Source organism: Thermodesulfovibrionales bacterium (assembly GCA_035622735.1).
Classification (GTDB): domain Bacteria; phylum Nitrospirota; class Thermodesulfovibrionia; order Thermodesulfovibrionales; family UBA9159; genus DASPUT01.
This window is the reverse complement of the sequence record DASPUT010000162.1, coordinates 1-16,527: the sequence shown is the minus strand read 5'-3', so window position 1 is coordinate 16,527 and position 16,527 is coordinate 1. Positions and strand designations below refer to the sequence as shown.

Annotated in this window: 17 protein-coding genes; 13 read left to right on the top strand and 4 right to left on the bottom strand. The window is 52.6% G+C overall.

The genetic code is table 11. From position 1 onward, the window contains the following. Window positions 1-429: 429 nt before the first annotated feature. The 4 genes from VEI96_08600 to VEI96_08585 are packed head-to-tail and all read right to left on the bottom strand — an operon-like array spanning window position 430 to window position 1,767. Window positions 430-675, bottom strand: coding sequence for a sulfurtransferase TusA family protein (locus tag VEI96_08600; protein ID HXX58043.1), 246 nt, complete (start codon window positions 673-675; stop codon window positions 430-432). A 9-nt stretch (window positions 676-684) separates the two neighbouring features. Further along, window positions 685-1,098 (bottom strand): DsrE family protein, encoded by a 414-nt coding sequence (locus VEI96_08595; protein ID HXX58042.1) that lies wholly within the window; start codon window positions 1,096-1,098, stop codon window positions 685-687. A gap of 1 nt (window position 1,099) precedes the next feature. Continuing rightward, window positions 1,100-1,462, bottom strand: coding sequence for a DsrE family protein (locus tag VEI96_08590; protein ID HXX58041.1), 363 nt, complete (start codon window positions 1,460-1,462; stop codon window positions 1,100-1,102). An 8-nt stretch (window positions 1,463-1,470) separates the two neighbouring features. Further along, window positions 1,471-1,767: a DsrH/TusB family sulfur metabolism protein gene (locus VEI96_08585; GenBank protein HXX58040.1), complete on the bottom strand. Its 297-nt coding sequence runs from the start codon at window positions 1,765-1,767 to the stop codon at window positions 1,471-1,473. Window positions 1,768-1,879: 112 nt separating this feature from the next. On the opposite strand from VEI96_08585, the gene VEI96_08580 reads away from it, so the two are divergent. The 13 genes from VEI96_08580 to VEI96_08520 all read left to right on the top strand — a co-directional run. After that, window positions 1,880-2,875 (top strand): alpha/beta fold hydrolase, encoded by a 996-nt coding sequence (locus VEI96_08580; protein ID HXX58039.1) that lies wholly within the window; start codon window positions 1,880-1,882, stop codon window positions 2,873-2,875. Between the two features lie 69 nt (window positions 2,876-2,944). Beyond that, window positions 2,945-4,132, top strand: a complete 1,188-nt coding sequence (gene alaC / locus VEI96_08575; GenBank protein HXX58038.1) for an alanine transaminase — start codon at window positions 2,945-2,947, stop codon at window positions 4,130-4,132. Beyond that, window positions 4,110-5,474 carry a sigma-54 dependent transcriptional regulator gene (locus tag VEI96_08570; protein HXX58037.1) on the top strand — a complete coding sequence of 455 codons (1,365 nt, stop codon included), beginning with the start codon at window positions 4,110-4,112 and terminating at the stop codon, window positions 5,472-5,474. The genes alaC and VEI96_08570 overlap by 23 nt, the downstream gene beginning before the upstream one ends. A gap of 150 nt (window positions 5,475-5,624) precedes the next feature. After that, window positions 5,625-6,380 (top strand): YebC/PmpR family DNA-binding transcriptional regulator, encoded by a 756-nt coding sequence (locus tag VEI96_08565; protein ID HXX58036.1) that lies wholly within the window; start codon window positions 5,625-5,627, stop codon window positions 6,378-6,380. Between the two features lies 1 nt (window position 6,381). Next, entirely contained in the window at window positions 6,382-6,999 is a 618-nt protein-coding gene (locus VEI96_08560; protein ID HXX58035.1) for a DUF502 domain-containing protein, read from the top strand. After that, complete coding sequence (glmU, locus tag VEI96_08555; GenBank protein HXX58034.1) at window positions 6,990-8,405, top strand: bifunctional UDP-N-acetylglucosamine diphosphorylase/glucosamine-1-phosphate N-acetyltransferase GlmU; 1,416 nt, start codon at window positions 6,990-6,992, stop codon at window positions 8,403-8,405. The genes VEI96_08560 and glmU overlap by 10 nt, the downstream gene beginning before the upstream one ends. A gap of 33 nt (window positions 8,406-8,438) precedes the next feature. After that, window positions 8,439-10,280 (top strand): glutamine--fructose-6-phosphate transaminase (isomerizing), encoded by a 1,842-nt coding sequence (glmS, locus tag VEI96_08550; GenBank protein HXX58033.1) that lies wholly within the window; start codon window positions 8,439-8,441, stop codon window positions 10,278-10,280. 84 nt (window positions 10,281-10,364) lie between these two features. Next, window positions 10,365-12,485, top strand: a complete 2,121-nt coding sequence (locus tag VEI96_08545; protein HXX58032.1) for a DUF3553 domain-containing protein — start codon at window positions 10,365-10,367, stop codon at window positions 12,483-12,485. After that, window positions 12,463-12,774: an Asp-tRNA(Asn)/Glu-tRNA(Gln) amidotransferase subunit GatC gene (gene gatC, locus VEI96_08540; protein ID HXX58031.1), complete on the top strand. Its 312-nt coding sequence runs from the start codon at window positions 12,463-12,465 to the stop codon at window positions 12,772-12,774. Before VEI96_08545 ends, gatC begins: the two co-directional genes overlap by 23 nt. A 9-nt stretch (window positions 12,775-12,783) precedes the next feature. Next, window positions 12,784-13,134 carry an aspartate 1-decarboxylase gene (gene panD / locus VEI96_08535; GenBank protein HXX58030.1) on the top strand — a complete coding sequence of 117 codons (351 nt, stop codon included), beginning with the start codon at window positions 12,784-12,786 and terminating at the stop codon, window positions 13,132-13,134. Window positions 13,135-13,222: 88 nt separating this feature from the next. Next, complete coding sequence (locus tag VEI96_08530) at window positions 13,223-13,645, top strand: SoxR reducing system RseC family protein (GenBank protein ID HXX58029.1); 423 nt, start codon at window positions 13,223-13,225, stop codon at window positions 13,643-13,645. Window positions 13,646-13,939: 294 nt separating this feature from the next. Continuing rightward, window positions 13,940-16,033: an elongation factor G gene (fusA, locus tag VEI96_08525; GenBank protein ID HXX58028.1), complete on the top strand. Its 2,094-nt coding sequence runs from the start codon at window positions 13,940-13,942 to the stop codon at window positions 16,031-16,033. Window positions 16,034-16,250: 217 nt separating this feature from the next. Next, window positions 16,251-16,527, top strand: a 277-nt coding sequence (locus VEI96_08520; protein ID HXX58027.1) for a twin-arginine translocation signal domain-containing protein, incomplete at its 3' end; no start/stop codon positions are given.

Sequence of the window (16,527 nt, the reverse complement as noted above, 5' to 3'; positions counted from 1 at the left end):
GGGGCCTCCTTCAATGGCTCTCTTTCCCCCCTATTATCGGTGATAAGGAACAATAAATCAAAATGTAAGGTCAAATTGATTTCTGGAATGCCTTTTATTCAGAATAGGAAAAAAATTTGGGAGGTGATTCTTAAGTGTATATGGTATCGGTAAACACGGCTACATGCGAAGGCTGCGAGGAATGCGTGAATGCCTGTCCGCAGGGCGTATTTCAGATGAAGGAGAGCAAGTCAGATCCGTATCAGACGGCGGAGTGTGTCTTTTGCGAGAGCTGTCTCGGCGTCTGCCCTTCGACTGCGATAACGATAAAAGAGATGTAGGGTCAGGGACGTTCGCAGGGTAACCTGAAGGGGGATGCCATTCATAGCATCCCCCTTCATCATTTACAGAAAGACGAAAGTTGCCGGGGAGGGAATCTCCGGGGACTTTTTACTTCTTCTGTATGTACAGCTCCCAGTAGCCCTCGTGCCTCACGGATTCGAACTTGAAACCCTGTTTCTCCGCATACCTTGGAATAGAGTCCTCAGCCGACGCAGGCGCATCACATAACACCTTAATGACGGCTCCACTGGGCAATTTCTCCATCGCTTTTTTTGTCAAGACGAGAGGGTATGGACATACCCTTCCAAGGACATCAAGTGTTTCTGTCGGTGTTGCAGTGCTCAGTTCTCCCATAGTTCCTCCTTAAAAGAATAGGAGATGGTCAGAAGAGTCCATCTCCTTCATAATCTCGCTGAATGGTGCGATGCTGGCCTTCGTCTCTCCCCCGATATCTTCGGCATCCATAATCAATGCGTCTTCGGAAAGACCAAACTTCTCCACATCCTCTTTACAGATTATCACCTTTAAGTCAAGGAGCAACGAATTCTTTATATGTTGCTCAAGACTGGTCACTCCGTAAAGGTTCATGGCGGTTTGGTCCTTGAGACAGTTTAACACGCCATCACCCATGAATGCGAGAACCGGTTCCACCATGTCACCGTCTTCCAGGTAAATCTCTACGGTCTGACTTGCGATGGCATGTGTTAACGCGAGCCTCGACGCCTCGGTTTTATAGGGGAGACTCTTCACGATGAATGAAAGTTTTTTTGTTGCCATATTAATCACCTCCTATGTGGAGAACCCTGTCTGCACTGAAGCAGCTTGCGAGGTACCAGTCCATGCTGTGGCGCTTGCACCCCTCCATGGTATCCTCCTTATGAAATCCCCTTGCCTCAGCACACGCCTCACACGCGGTTATCTGAAACTTCCCGGTCGCCAAAAGTTCCTGAACGGGCTTTTGGAGTGCAGAATAGTCCTTAAAAGACCGCTGGCCTTTCTTGGAAAGCATCGTTGCGTTCCCCGACAGCCAGAAATCTACTGAGTGTCCCTTCTTTATAGCGGCTTGTGAGAGTTTAACCGCGAAATCGAGGGAGAGAGAACCGACAAGTGATGAAAAAATACCAATGGTGAGTTTGGCCATGATACCTCCTAAATCCAAATAATTTTTTCGTATTCGTTGAATAGCAAATCGACGAGGCCGCTGTATGTTATGGATCTCACTCTGGTGTCAATTTCACTCTCGGAAAATCCCCTTGACTCCAGGTCTTCAGAGAGCACGTAGAGGTGGGGAGATTTTTCCAGGATCGAAGATTTCTTGCCGCCCTCTTTTAGCGCTGCGTGGTATACACCGTTGCTGACGAGGAAGACGCCGAGTTTATCCGCCTTCAGTCGTGATAATGTGTCATCCATATTCCTGAAGTCGCTGACAAGCACACATAGTTTCATGGAGATACCTCCTGGGAAATTTTTGGGAGTTGTATTTTATATCACTTGGACAGGGAAATTGTAAATAAAAAATCCTTTATAAATTCATTAGCTTTTGTTATAACTTAGGCCTATGAAACTCGACACGACAATCATCGAGGGATCCGGAGACAAGCCTGCCGTTGTCTTCATCCACGGGCTCGGAATGGACCAGCGAATATGGGTATCCCCGCAAGAGTCGAGGCTGCTCGGCGGCAGGGTTCCGGTCAGTCTGCTTGTCAGCGAAAAACCCGAGAGACTAGACACGAATGAACAGGCTGAAGGGAGGGGATTTTCCTTCGGCACCCCCCCCGAGAACCTCACGACGCTCTTTCACGACCTCAAAGAACGGGGGCATACGGTCATCACGTGGAACCAGCAGCGACCAGCATCCGGCATACGAGTGGCGGTCTCGGAACTGCGGCGTGTCACGACACTCTACAGGGATTTCTGCAAGTCAGGGATAATCCTTATCGGCCACAGCAGGGGCGGTCTCATCGCGCGGGCGTACCTCGCCTCCGGAGACGACCGGGTGAGGAGCCTGCTCACGCTTGCGACGCCCCACAAGGGGAGCAGAATGGCCCTATGGGCAACTTACCTCTCGCCAGTAGCCGCTCTTCTGAACCAGCTTCTGTTCGAGCCGGAGAAGGGAACCGTATCATATACCATAAAGAGGATCGCTGAATTTCTCTCGAGCCGGGCGGTCAAAGAGTTGCTTCCCGATGCCCTCTTCTTCAGGTCCCTCAATGATAAGCCGATCGAAGGAGTACGGTACTTTTCGGCAGGGGGGAAAGACCCGAAGCTCTTTTCTCTTTATCGGATGGTACCAAATGGGGTGGAAGAAGACGGAATGAAACCACAGGAGGTTCTTTCCTTTCCTCAAGTTTTTGAGAACGTCATCCCGGAAAGGTTTCTCCCGGACGAGATGAAGAACGGGAAGGGAGATGGCCTCGTCTCTCTTGAGAGCTCAAGACTTCCCTGGGACCATGAACATCGGATCTTTGCCGTCAATCATGCCGGGATACTCTTTCATGAAACGGTGAGATCGGAAGTGATGAATTTCCTGGAGCGCAGAGGTCTTCGTTCTTAGCAAAAGCGTAACAAATCTGGTATATTAAGACTTGTCTCGATTAGACCCATTATGTGCTGAGGAGTACGCATGTTAGAATTCAACAGGATAAAAAGGCTTCCGCCATACGTTTTTGCCATCGTAAACGCCCTGAAGATGGACGCGAGGAGGAAGGGCGAGGACATCATAGACCTCGGCATGGGGAATCCCGACCTCCCGACACCAAAACATATCGTAGACAAGCTCTGTGAGGCGGCAAACAATCCGAAGAACCACCGCTACTCGGCATCACGGGGCATAACGCAGTTGCGAATCGCCATTACCGAATGGTACAAGCGGCGGTATGATGTCGACTTGGATCCCGAGACAGAGGTTGTCGCAACGATCGGGGCCAAAGAAGGATTAAGCCACCTCGCATACGCCATACTCGGTCCCGGCGACGTCGTCATGACACCGACCCCTGCTTATCCCATTCACCCCTACAGTGCGATCCTTGCAGGAGCCGAGGTGAGATATATCCCGACAGGGAGGGGCTATAATTTTTTCGAGGAGATGGAAAAGGCGTTCAAGTCGTCATGGCCCAAACCAAAGATGCTCACGATAAATTTCCCCCACAACCCCACAACGGAGTGCATTGAACTCGATTTCTTTCAGAAGGTCGTGGCATTCGCGAAGGAACACGATATCTTCGTGATCCATGATTTCGCCTATGCGGATCTCTGTTTTGACGGATACCGAGCCCCGAGCTTCCTCCAGGCTCACGGTGCTAAGGATGTTGGGGTCGAGTTCTTCTCGCTCACGAAGAGCTACTCCATGGCTGGATGGAGGGTCGGGTTCTGCTGCGGTAACAGGGAAATGGTCGGCGCTCTCACAAAGATTAAGAGTTATCTCGATTACGGGATGTTTCAGCCAATTCAGATCGCGAGCATCATCGCCCTCAGAGGGCCCCAGGATTGCGTTGCTGATATTCGAAAGACCTACGAGTCCCGGAGAAATGCCCTCATCAAGGGGCTTCATAAGGACGGCTGGAACCTCGAACCGCCCAAGGCGACGATGTTTGTGTGGGCAGAAATTCCGGAGCCGTTCAAGAAGATGGGTTCTCTCGAATTCAGCAAGTTCCTCATTAAGGAGGCCGGCGTCGCCGTCTCCCCCGGGATAGGCTTCGGCGAGGGCGGAGACGACTTCATACGATTTGCCCTCGTCGAAAACGAGCACAGGATACGGCAGGCCGCGCGGGGGATCAGAAAGGCTCTCCATGGAATCAATCCTCATCGTTGAAGACAAAGAGTCGATGGCGCAGATGCTGAAGGAGACTATCGAGACCGCGGGGTATCGCCCTGTCATCGCACGGGACGGCACGGAAGGGATTAGGAAAGTGAGAACCGACAAAATTGACCTTGTCCTCACCGACCTGAAACTCCCCCAGAAAAACGGCATGGATGTCCTCATGGCGGTGAAGGAAGAGAACCCCCTCATACCGGTGATACTCATGACCGCCTTCGGCTCCGTAGACCTGGCGGTAAGGGCGATAAAGGAGGGCGCCTTTGATTTCATCACGAAGCCATTCGACACCGATCACCTCCTCCATCTCATAAAGAAGGCGATAGATAACCAGCGGCTCATCGCCGAGAACACCCTCTTGAAGGAAGAGCTTTCGTCCGTAATCGGAATGCCGAAGATACTCGGGAAGAGCAAAGAAATCACCGACGTGGCGCAGAAGATCCAGAAGGTTGCTCCGGCAAAGACTACCGTGCTCCTCCTCGGCGAGAGCGGGACGGGAAAGGAGCTGTTTGCCAGGGCGATCCATTTCGTCAGTCCGAGAAAAGATAATCCCTTTGTCCCGATCAACTGCGCCGCGATACCGGGGGAGCTTCTGGAATCGGAACTCTTCGGGTACGAAAAAGGTGCATTCACCGGTGCGGAGGCGCGAAAGATCGGTAAGTTCGAGTTTGCGGACCGGGGGACGATATTCCTCGACGAGATTGCGGAAATGAACATTTCCCTTCAGGCAAAGATCCTCAGGGTGATACAGGAAGGTGAGATAGAGCGTATCGGCGGATTGAAGCCGATCAGTGTCGACGTAAGGGTTATCGCCGCGACAAACAAGGAGATCGAGAAGGCTGTGGCGGACGGGAGCGTCAGGGAAGACCTCTACTACAGAATTAGCGTCTTCCCGTTATCGATTCCTCCCCTGAGGGAACGGGCTGAAGACATACCGTTGCTAGCCGATTTCTTTGCGAAGAAATACTCCGCTGAGATTAAGACGGCAGCGAAGAGTATCTCTCCTGAAGCGATCGACCTGCTCATGAAATACCCGTGGAAGGGAAATGTGAGAGAACTCGAAAATACCATTGAACGGGCCGTGATCCTCTGTGACGGCGGCATGATCACCCCGGAGCATATCTCGCTGCCCCAAGGCGCCGGCGCGTCAACAATACACGACCTACCGATGGAGGGGACCCTCGAGGAGACCACGAAGGAGGCGGTGAGGCTTGCAGAGACCCGGAGGATAAGAAAGGCCTTGCGGGAAACGAAGGGGAACAAGAGCAGGGCCGCAGAACTGCTCACGGTGAGTTATAAGACCCTTCTTACCAAGATAAAGGATTACGGCATTGAGTAAAAGGTAAGCGGCCGGTTCTTTGACGGCAGCATGAGGGTTCATTTCTCCTGCCTGGCTTACGATACGGACTTCCGACATCCTCCTTTCAGTCTTAAAAAAAGGGCGTCTCCTGTGGTAGAATAATGGACCAGCAGCGGAGGGAAATAAATCATGGCGGGACATTCGAAATGGGCTCAGATCAAGCACAAAAAGGCTCATACAGATGCGAAACGGGGCAAGGTATTCACCAAGATCGTCAAGGAAATCTCCATCGCCGCACGGCTCGGCGGAGGTGATCCTGAAGGCAATCCGCGGCTCAGGACTGCGATCGAGAAGGCGAAAGAGGTTAACATGCCTCATGACAATATTAAACGGGCCATTATGAAGGGTACCGGGGAATTGCCCGGGACGACATACGAAGAGTTCATCTATGAAGGATACGGTCCCGGCGGTGTCGCCGTTCTCATCGAAGTGCTCACCGACAATAAGAACAGGACGGTCTCCGAGATACGGCATATCATGTCGAAGCACGGCGGGAACATGGGTGAGGCCGGATGCGTATCTTGGATGTTCGAAAAAAGGGGATACATCCTTGTCGAAAAGAACAAGACCGACGAGGACGCCCTGATGACCGTCGCTCTCGATGCCGGAGCCCTCGACATGAGGAACGATCCCCGGGAAGACAGTTACGAGGTGATCACGTCGCCGGAGGATCTGAACGCCGTGAAGACGGCCATTGAGGGATCGCGCGTAGCTGTTTCCCTTGCAGAGACGACGATGCTCCCGAAGAGCTATGTCCCTCTCGATGAAAAGACCGCGGAGCAGACGATGAAGCTCATAGAAATCCTCGAAGAGAATGAAGACGTACAGAACGTGTATGCGAATTTTGACGTGCCCGATGAGGTCATGACCAAGGCAGAAAGATAAGATGACCTCTATCCGCAGCACCATCAAGAGGAGATTTCTTGCCGGGCTCGTCATTACGATTCCCGGCATAATAACCATCTGGGCGATCGTCTGGTTTTTCAAGTTTGTTGATGGGCTCCTTCCTTTTTTCGACAATATCCTCGGCTATCACGTCTCGGGACTCGGATTCATATCGGCCGTCATTCTCGTGTTCATCACCGGCTTCATCTCGACGAATGTTTTCGGGAAAAAGGTGATCGGCTTCCTGGAGAGACTCTTCCTGAAGATCCCCGTGATTAAAGGCTTCTATACGGCGGTGAAGCATCTCGTCGACGCCTTCTCACCGGAGAACAAGAGTTCATTCAGGGAATTTGTCGTGGTCGAATACCCGAGACAGGGATCGTTTTCCTTTGGTTTCCTCACAAAGGAATGCACGATAAAGTCTGAAAAGAATCGCAGTGAATTATGCCTCAGGGCCGTCTATATCCCCACGAACAACCTCTACCTCGGGGAGATCGTGCTATTTCGGGAAACAGACATCATTTATACGGACATACCTATAGAGGAAGGCATTAAGATTATCCTCTCCGGAGGCATCGCGGCACCTTCGAAGATTCTCGAGGCGGAGAGATGCCAATAGCCTGCGTTGTGCTGGCGGCCGGTCTCGGAAAGAGGATGTACTCTTCGAAGCCGAAGGTCCTTCATGAGCTCTGCGGCAGGCCGATGCTCCAGTATGTCCTCGACGCGGTCGAAGGGGTCAATCCGGAAAGAACAGTCATCGTTGTCGGAAAACATTCCGAGCAGATCAGGCGTGCCGTCACCGGCTCCCGGATTTCCTACGCGGTGCAGAAAGAGCCGAAAGGGACGGGTGATGCCCTTTTGAAGGCCCTCCCGCTCCTCGGTAGTTTTGAAGGGACGATACTTGTACTGAACGGAGACACTCCCCTGATTACCGTGAATACCCTGAAACATTTCTTGGAGCGGTCAAGAAAACATGCGGACTCCCTGTCTGTCCTTTCCTTCTTCGCGGGCGATCCTTCGTCCTATGGCAGAATCGTGAGAGACGATTCCGGCAGGGTCCGGCAGATCATCGAAGAGAGAGATACTTCTCCCGAACAGAAAGAAATCCGGGAGGTTAATAGCGGGATTTATGCGGTCAGCGCACCCGTCACAAGGCTTCTTTTAAGGATCCGGATAAACAAGTCGAAGGGAGAATACTATCTGACCGACCTCGTCGAGATAGCTGCAAAGGAAGATCTGCGCGTAGGGGTTTACGGTATCGGATCAGAGGATGAACTCGTGGGGGTGAACAAGCGGCAGGAACTCTTGAGGGCCGAGCGGGTCATGCAGGAGAGGATCGTCAACGACCTGATCAGGGGCGGAGTCGATTTTATCGATCCCGTTTCGGTTCACATCCATGCGGGGGTGGAGGTCGGGAGGAACACGCTCGTTTATCCAAATGTTTATCTTGAGAGGGGCAGCCGTATCGGCCGCGGCTGCACGGTATATCCCAATGTGCGCATCACCGGAAGCGTGATCGGAGACAATACGACGGTAAAAGATTCATCCGTCATAGAACAATCGGAGATAAAGAAGAATGCGCAGATCGGACCTTTTGCGCATATACGGCCGGGGTCATCGATAGGCTCCCGTGCAAAGATAGGCAATTTTGTGGAGATAAAAAAGTCTGTCGTTGGCGACGGAACGAAGGCATCGCATCTGAGCTATATCGGAGATGCGCTCGTGGGAAAGGACGTGAATATCGGCGCCGGGACCATAACCTGTAATTATGACGGGAAAGAGAAGCACCGGACAGAGATTCAGAACGGCGTCTTTATCGGGAGCGACACACAGCTCATCGCGCCCGTTTCGATCGGAAGGGGAGCGTATGTCGGTGCAGGCTCCACGATAACGGAACCTGTTCCTCCGATGTCGCTGGCGCTTTCGAGGGTGCCGCAGAAGAACATAAGAAATTGGGTGCTGAAGAAAGGCCTAACGGGGAAGGGAGAAAAAAAGAAGGGTGGGAGGCAGAAGCGTGTCAGGTAGCCGGGAAGGCTGCTTTATGAAGCCATCCTCCGATTGCTGACTGCTGTCATGTGCGGGATAATCGGATATACGGGAAAGGGAGACGCCATCCCGGTTGCGCTGGAAGGACTCAAGCGCCTTGAATACAGGGGCTATGACTCAGCAGGGCTAGCCTATTTTTCCGAAGGAAAGATAGCGATCAAGAGGTGCAAAGGCAAGGTGAATGACCTCCTCAGCCTCTTTGGAAGAGATAGCGGGGAAAGCCGAACCGCCATAGGACATACGCGTTGGGCGACTCACGGGAAACCTTCGGAGGAGAATGCGCATCCCCACAGGTCCGGCGGGATAGTCATCGCCCATAACGGGATAATCGAAAATTACCTGGAGTTGAAACAAATGCTCATTGCGGAAGGGTACCGTTTCACCTCTGAAACGGACACGGAGGTATTGTGCCACCTCATTCACAAATATTCGGAGGGGCGTCTTTTGGAAGATGCTGTCCGGGACGCCCTGAGAGACGTCAGGGGTGCCTATGCCCTCGCGGTGATCAGTGAAAAAGAAGAAGGCAAGGTCATCGGCGTAAAGAAAGATAGTCCCCTCTGCGTCGGCCTCGGTGACGGGGAATACTTTATCGCTTCCGACGTGCCGGCCTTCTTCAATCACTCGAAACGGGTGATGTTCCTCGACGACGGGGAGATGGCGATTCTGACCGATGACGGTGTCATGGTAACGACGCTCGAAGGGGTCCCGATCCAGAAAGAGGTGACGTCCATATCGTGGAGCCCTTCCATGGCGGAAAAAGGCGGATATAAACACTTCATGCTGAAAGAGATCTACGAGCAGCCGCGGGCGATTGCGGATACGCTGAGGGGACGGTTCAGTGCGGAAAGAGGAGAAGTGAACCTGGAAGAGTTCGGTCTCACGGAAGACGATCTAAAGGCTATCGGGAAGATCTTCATCGTCGCCTGCGGCACCTCATGGCACGCAGCCCTCGTCGGCAAATACACCATCGAAAATATCGCACGGGTCCCCGTCGAGGTCGATGTGGCTTCGGAATTCAGGTACCGAAACCCCCTCATAAAACCGGGCGACCTCCTCATAGCGATAACCCAGTCAGGGGAAACCGCCGACACCCTTGCTGCCCAGAAGGAGGCGAGGAAGATTGGTGCGAAAGTCCTCAGTATCTGCAATGTGGTCGGAAGCTCATCGGTGAGGGAAGCAGACGCCGTGTTTTATACCCACTCCGGCCCTGAAATCGGTGTCGCATCCACAAAGGCCTTCACCTCCCAGATCATCGGGCTTTACCTGTTTGCCGTGGCAGTGGGTTCGACAACGGGCGCCCTGTCGGGAGAGAAGGCCGGTCTCCTCTTGAGGGAGTTGCTCTCTCTCCCCGACAAAGTGGAACAGATCCTTGAACGCAACGAAGATATAGAAACCATGGCGAAGGCCCTCTGCAAGGCAGACGACTTTCTCTACCTCGGCAGGGGCATCGATTACCCCATTGCCCTCGAAGGTGCGCTCAAACTCAAAGAAATCTCCTATATTCATGCGGAAGGGTATCCCGCCGGAGAGATGAAGCACGGGCCCATAGCGCTGATAGACGAAGAACTTCCGGTCGTCGTCCTGGCGCCGAAAGATACGCTCCGCGAAAAGATAATCTCCAACATCCAGGAAGTGAAGAGCAGGGGCGGCAAAGTCGTCTCTCTCGTGAACGCCGGAGATCGTGAGGTTCCTGCACTCTCTGATTTCTCTATGTCCGTTCCGCCATCCAATGCCTATCTGACGCCAATCCTGCTGACCGTGCCTCTGCAACTCCTCGCATATCACATCGGCGTATTACGGGGGTGTGACGTTGATCAGCCGAGGAATCTGGCGAAGAGCGTTACCGTTGAATAATCAGGGACCGGAGCGTGTCTTTGGTATGGTCATGAAATTTTGGCGTCCGTCCTGCCATTTATGGTATTATAGAAGCGATCCCCCATGCCGAAAGACAGCTTATTAGAAGGTTTGAATCCCCAGCAGCGCGATGCCCTTCTCCATACCGAAGGCCCTCTCCTGATACTCGCAGGTGCGGGGAGCGGGAAGACGAGGGTTATCTCGCACAAGTTTGCGTACCTCTTGAAGGCAAAGCGCCTCACCAACAAATCCATTTTCGCCGTGACGTTCACGAACAAGGCGGCCAATGAAATGAAAGAGAGAATTTCGTCGCTGACGGGAAAGGATATGCATGGCTCCTGGGTCGGGACCTTTCATTCACAGTGCAGCAAGATACTCAGGAAGACGATCGACGCCATGGGATACTCGCGCGATTTCTCGATATACGACGATGATGATCAGCGTAATCTCATACGGCATATCCTGCGGGAATTTAAGATCCACGAAGCCCTTTACCGCGGCGTCGCAGCGAGGATCAGCGCCCTCAAATCGTCCCTTATCGGTCCGGAAGAATTCCTCTCGACCGGCGACGGCTTCGGATTCGATGAAAAGCTCGCGCGCGTCTATCTGCGTTATCGGGACGAACTGAAGAAGTGTAATGCCCTCGATTTCGATGACCTCATCTGTCTCACGCTTACGCTTTTCGAGAAACATCCCGAAATCCTGAAAAAGTATCAGGACGAATTCCAGTACATTTTTGTTGATGAATTCCAGGACACCAATTATGCCCAGTACCGCTTCTTGAGACTGCTCGCTTCTGCCCACCGGAATGTTACCGTCGTAGGTGACGATGATCAAAGCATCTACCGGTTCCGTGGTGCTGATGTTACAAACGTATTCCGTTTTGAAAAAGATTTTACCGGTGCAAGGATAATACGCCTCGAACAGAATTACCGCTCGACGCAGAATATCCTCGATGTGGCCGGCGCAGTCATCGCAAGAAATCCCATCAGGAAAGAGAAGAAACTCTGGACGGGTAGGGGATGCGGAGAGCGGGTGTACCACTGTTGGCTCAGCAGCGAAGACGAGGAGGCACAGCACATTGCAAAGACCATAAAGGATTTCTACCTGAAAGGAGCGTACGAGTACAGAGACTTTGCCGTGCTCTATCGGGTCAACATCCAGTCGCGTGCCGTGGAGGAGAAACTGAGGGACGAGGGGATACCCTATCGCATTCTGGGCGGCATCGCCTTCTACCAGAGGAAGGAGATTAAAGACATTATCGCCTATATGCGCCTTATCCTGAATCACTATGACAACGTGAGTTTCAGACGGATAATCAATTGCCCTCCGAGGGGAATAGGTGCCGCCACGTTGTCGAGGATAGAACAGGAGGCCAAGAAGAGATCCCTCAGCCTCTTCGAGGCATTGAAATCGACGATGAAGACCAACAAATCGGCGCTCAAGAAATCGCAGGATATCACAGACCGTCTTGAGCAATTCATCCGCCTCATCGAAGACGTGGCGTCTGAAAAATATAAGACGGCAGCCGAGATGCTCAAGGATATTATCGACAGGACGGGTTACCGTGAGTTCATTGATGAAGAGAGAAATGAGAATGTCGATGAACTCATTGCGTCTGCCGCAAATACCGGCATCAAGGATTTCGCCGAAAAAGTCGCCCTCCTCACGAACCTTGACGATTCCCCAAAGGAGAACGCTGTTTCCCTTATGACGCTCCATACGGCTAAGGGGCTTGAATTCCCCGTCGTGTTCGTCATCGGCCTCGAAGAAGGCGTGCTGCCTTATTTTAAGGCTCTCGACAGTCCCGATGAAATCAATGAAGAACGGCGACTTTTGTATGTCGGCATGACGAGGGCGAAGGATGTCCTTCTCCTCACCGGTGCCGGCAAGAGGAGGCTCTACACAAAAGTCCAGAATCAGGAACCGTCACGTTTCCTCTTCGATGTCCCGAAGGAGTGCTGTCAGTGGATTGAGAAATCGACTCGCACTTCCCTTGCGCAGGCCCCTGCAAGAAGGGATGCGGATTCGTCAAAACGCGTCTTCCCCTATGTGGCGGGGTGCCGGGTACGGCATCCGAAATGGGGAGTCGGTGTTGTGAGGGACTGCTACGGCGACGGCGAAGAGCAAAAAGTCACGGTAAACTTCCCCAATATAGGAATAAAGAAACTCGTTCTCAGGTTTGCTAATCTCGAAAAGATATAGAGGAATCGAACTGAAAATACCGGTAGAACATATCGCGCATCTTGCGCGGCTTTCACTCTCGGAAAGCGAGAAAGAACTGTTTTCGGGCCAGCTCGGCGGCATTCTCGAGTATGTGAGGAAACTCAATGAACTCGATACTTCCGGGGTTGACCCGACCTCCCACGTCCTTGAGATGAACAACGTGATGAGGGAGGACGCTCTGAGAAGTTCCCTTCCCCTTCGCGCCGCCCTTGCGAATGCACCGGACAGGTCAGGCAATTTCTTCAGGGTCCCCAAGATCATCGAATAGAAGATCATTATGCTACGCTGCGTCCTGAGAGCAAAACTCCATATGGCAACGGTTACCGACTCGAATCTCGCGTATGAAGGCAGCATAACCATAGACTCTGACCTCCTGCAGGAGAGTGGCATCCTCCCCTTCGAACAGGTGATGGTGAGCAATCTGAACAACGGCGAGCGATTCGAAACCTACGTCATGCCCGGGAAGGCGAAGAGCGGAGAAATCTGTCTGAACGGGCCGACGGCGAGGAAAGGCGTAGTCGGCGACAAGGTGATTATATTCTGTTACAGCTACTTCGCGTCCGAGGACCTTACCGATTTCAGACCGACGATCATTCGTCTCGACCAGAACAACAGGGTTGTTCGATAAAAGAGCGTCTCGGCTGCAGACGCAGAGATGAGAGGAGAAACGGGCCTGCCCTTTTCCGCTCGGAGCTACAGGCTCACTCGCGAGGACAATGGATGAAATCGGAATCGTCAAGGCGGTAAACGGCATTATAGCTGTGGTCTCCGTAGAAAGAAAATCTGCCTGCGACCAATGCCGGGCAGGGTGTAAACTCACTGAATCCGGGGCAGAGATAGAAGCGGTTAATACGATACGTGCCGCGATAGGCCAGAAGGTGAAGGTGGTGATGAAGCCTTACTCGTACCTTAAGGGTGCCCTGCTCGTGTACGGGGTACCGACTCTCGCTCTCGTTATCGGCGCCGTGATCGGAAAAGAGTTTCTGAGCGGGCTCTTCAGAGAGGCAGACCCGGATATCCTTTCCGCAGTCTCGGGCTTCGGGGCCTTTCTGCTATCCTTCCTCCTCATCAGGATATGGAGCGTCAGGGCGGAGAAAAATATAGAATACAAACCGACGATCGAGGAAATTCTCGAATAATCTGTCAAGAGATGCTTCCGGAGCCGTTTTGTATGATCTTGAAAGTTCGCAGCAGTCTGACCGAGGCGCCTTGATCATTCCCGCAGAGAGGAAGGAGGCTCACATGAAGAGTTTCTTCTGAGGAACCCGTCTTCTCTTCCGGAAATGATTTCAAGCCCTTGCGTATTTCTCTCTTAAAGATTAAAATTACGGAAACCTTGAGGACCCTCTGGCTGAGAATCCGGGTTCTCGTTTTCGCACGCTCTGAGGTTACGTACTGAATATTCCATAAATAGATTATAGAAGGGGGATTACATGGCCAACTTTGACGTGTCAAAGATTCGCAACGTTGCTGTCATCGCGCATGGGGGTGCGGGGAAGACCTCATTGACCGAAGCCACTCTCTTTGCTGCCCGCTCGATCGACAGACTGGGTTCGGTGGACAACGGGACATCTACCACCGACTTTGAACCGGAGGAGATTGCCCGAAAGATAACTATCTCGTCGTCTCTTGCTTTCTGCGCCTGGAACGGTCACCGAATAAACATCATCGACACCCCCGGCTTCATAAATTTCCTCGAAGATACCAGGGGCTGCCTGAGAGGAGTCGACGGGGCAGTCATCATTGTGAGTGCAATTTCCGGGGTGAAGGCTGAGACCGAAAAAGTCTGGAAATATGCGTGCGAATTCGAGATTCCGAGAATTATATTTGTGAACAAGATGGATAAGGACAACGCCAACTTTGCTCGGGCCCTATCGGAAGTGGAAAAGTCTTTCGAAACAGAGGCGATACCGCTCCAGATGCCTATCGGTGCGGGCAATACCTTTTCAGGCATCATCGATATCCGCTCCATGAAGGCCCTCACGTTCTCAGGCGGGAAACCCACATCGACTGAGATACCCGCCGCACTCCTTGCCGAGGCTGAGGGCTACAGGAAAAGACTCATCGAAAAGATCGCCGAATCCGACGACGCACTCCTCGAACGCTATCTCGATGGCGGCGCTCTGACAGACGACGAGATCGTCAGAGGGATAAAGGAAGGGTCGCTCACCCGCAGGTTCATCCCTGTTGCCTGTGGGTCGGCGGCAAAGACCATCGGGATGGCAGAACTCCTCGACACGATAGTGCTCTGTCTCCCTTCTCCTGTTGAGATGGCCCGAATATCGCCGATTAAAGGCAAGCAGACGAAAGACGGCAAGGAGATAGAGAGAAGACCCGATGAAAAGGACCCATTCTCTGCCTATATCTTTAAGACCATCGCTGACCCTTACGCGGGAAAACTCTCGATCTTCAGGGTCTATTCAGGGACCCTCAAGGCAGACTCCTCCGTCCTGAACACGACAGCAGGGACAAAGGAGAGGATAGGCCAAGTCTTTTATCTCCTCGGGAAAAAACAGGTTCCGGCGCAATTGATCGGTCCCGGTGAAATCGGCGTTGTTGCCAAACTGAAGGAGACGAACACCGGCGACACGCTCTCGGATGAGTCCGGTCCCATCGTCTTCGAGAAGGTCAAATTTGCGGAGCCGATCATTTCCTATGCCATAGCACCCAAGTCAAAAGGAGATGAAGATAAGGTCAGCTCCGCACTCCACAGGATACTCGAAGAAGACCCGACTCTGAAATTTCACCGCGATGAAGAAACGAAGGAGATGCTCCTCTCCGGGATGGGACAGGTTCACCTTGAAGTCACCCTCGAGAGGCTGAAGAGAAAGTTCGGGGTGGAAGTAATCATGAAGACTCCCAAAATCCCGTACCGTGAGACGATCAAGGCTTCCGCGAGCGGACAGGGAAGATACAAGAAACAATCAGGCGGAAGAGGGCAATACGGAGACTGCTGGATAGAAATTGAGCCGCTGCCGAGAGGGGGCGGATTCGAGTTCGTAGACAAGATAGTCGGGGGGGTTATCCCCCGCCAGTATATTCCTGCCGTCGAAAAGGGTATCGTCGAGGCGATGCACGAAGGGGTCATCGCGGGATACCCACTCGTGGATTTCCGGGTAAGCCTCTATGACGGTTCTTACCACTCCGTTGACTCCTCGGAAATGGCATTCAAGATTGCCGGCTCGATGGCGATCAAGAAAGTCGTACACGACGCAAAACCTGTTTTGCTCGAGCCGATTATGAAGGTGGAAGTAACAACTCCGGACGATACCCTCGGTTCTGTCATCGGAGACCTGAACGCGAAGAGGGGTAAGGTGCAGGGCGTCGAACCCCAGGCGGGAGGCAACCAGAAGATCATGGCTCTCGTCCCGATGGCGGAGATGCTGACATACGCGAACCAGCTCCAGAGTGTCACCTCGGGCAGGGGACTCTATTCCATGGAATTTTCCCACTATGAAGAACTGCCGGCACACCTGGCCCAGAAGATAATCGCCGAGAAGGCGGCTGCTAAAGAAGAAAAGGGTTGACATATTTTTTTCATAAACCTATAATTTTTTTTTAATAGTCATGATGTGGTTATCACTACTCGCTTCTGCAGGTGAAATGCAGGTTCTTTACGCACCAGGTATGAAGTACTGCACAACGCGGAGACTCCCTTAACAAATTCATCACGGTACGCAATGTATCAACGTGGCCGTGGCGCACTGCTCACGGGTGTACGGCCCTTTAAAGAGGAGGAGAATGATGCAGATATCACGCCGTAATTTCCTAAAATTGTCCGGCGGAACTCTCGCGCTTGGATCGCTCGGAGTCAACCTCGATCCTGTGAAGGCCCACGCTCAGGGGCTGAGGATTAAAGGCGCAAAAGAGACGACTACGGTATGTCCTTATTGTTCCGTTGGCTGTGGCATCCTCGTCTCCGTGAAGGATGGGAAGGTTGTCAACACGGAAGGTGACCCGGAGCATCCAATCAACGAAGGAACACTCTGTTCAAAGGGTGCGTCTTTGTACCAGATCATTA

What these genes read in the sequence shown, in the direction of transcription:
- VEI96_08565 (HXX58036.1), top strand. Translation starts at nt 5,625, where the DNA reads ATGGCGGGACATTCGAAATGGGCTCAGATCAAGCACAAAAAGGCTCAT.
- VEI96_08580 (HXX58039.1), top strand. Translation starts at nt 1,880, where the DNA reads ATGAAACTCGACACGACAATCATCGAGGGATCCGGAGACAAGCCTGCC.
- VEI96_08595 (HXX58042.1), bottom strand. Translation starts at nt 1,098, where the DNA reads ATGGCAACAAAAAAACTTTCATTCATCGTGAAGAGTCTCCCCTATAAA.
- VEI96_08590 (HXX58041.1), bottom strand. Translation starts at nt 1,462, where the DNA reads ATGGCCAAACTCACCATTGGTATTTTTTCATCACTTGTCGGTTCTCTC.
- alaC (HXX58038.1), top strand. Translation starts at nt 2,945, where the DNA reads ATGTTAGAATTCAACAGGATAAAAAGGCTTCCGCCATACGTTTTTGCC.
- VEI96_08545 (HXX58032.1), top strand. Translation starts at nt 10,365, where the DNA reads ATGCCGAAAGACAGCTTATTAGAAGGTTTGAATCCCCAGCAGCGCGAT.
- panD (HXX58030.1), top strand. Translation starts at nt 12,784, where the DNA reads ATGCTACGCTGCGTCCTGAGAGCAAAACTCCATATGGCAACGGTTACC.
- glmU (HXX58034.1), top strand. Translation starts at nt 6,990, where the DNA reads ATGCCAATAGCCTGCGTTGTGCTGGCGGCCGGTCTCGGAAAGAGGATG.
- VEI96_08530 (HXX58029.1), top strand. Translation starts at nt 13,223, where the DNA reads ATGGATGAAATCGGAATCGTCAAGGCGGTAAACGGCATTATAGCTGTG.
- VEI96_08560 (HXX58035.1), top strand. Translation starts at nt 6,382, where the DNA reads ATGACCTCTATCCGCAGCACCATCAAGAGGAGATTTCTTGCCGGGCTC.
- VEI96_08570 (HXX58037.1), top strand. Translation starts at nt 4,110, where the DNA reads ATGGAATCAATCCTCATCGTTGAAGACAAAGAGTCGATGGCGCAGATG.
- VEI96_08600 (HXX58043.1), bottom strand. Translation starts at nt 675, where the DNA reads ATGGGAGAACTGAGCACTGCAACACCGACAGAAACACTTGATGTCCTT.
- fusA (HXX58028.1), top strand. Translation starts at nt 13,940, where the DNA reads ATGGCCAACTTTGACGTGTCAAAGATTCGCAACGTTGCTGTCATCGCG.
- VEI96_08585 (HXX58040.1), bottom strand. Translation starts at nt 1,767, where the DNA reads ATGAAACTATGTGTGCTTGTCAGCGACTTCAGGAATATGGATGACACA.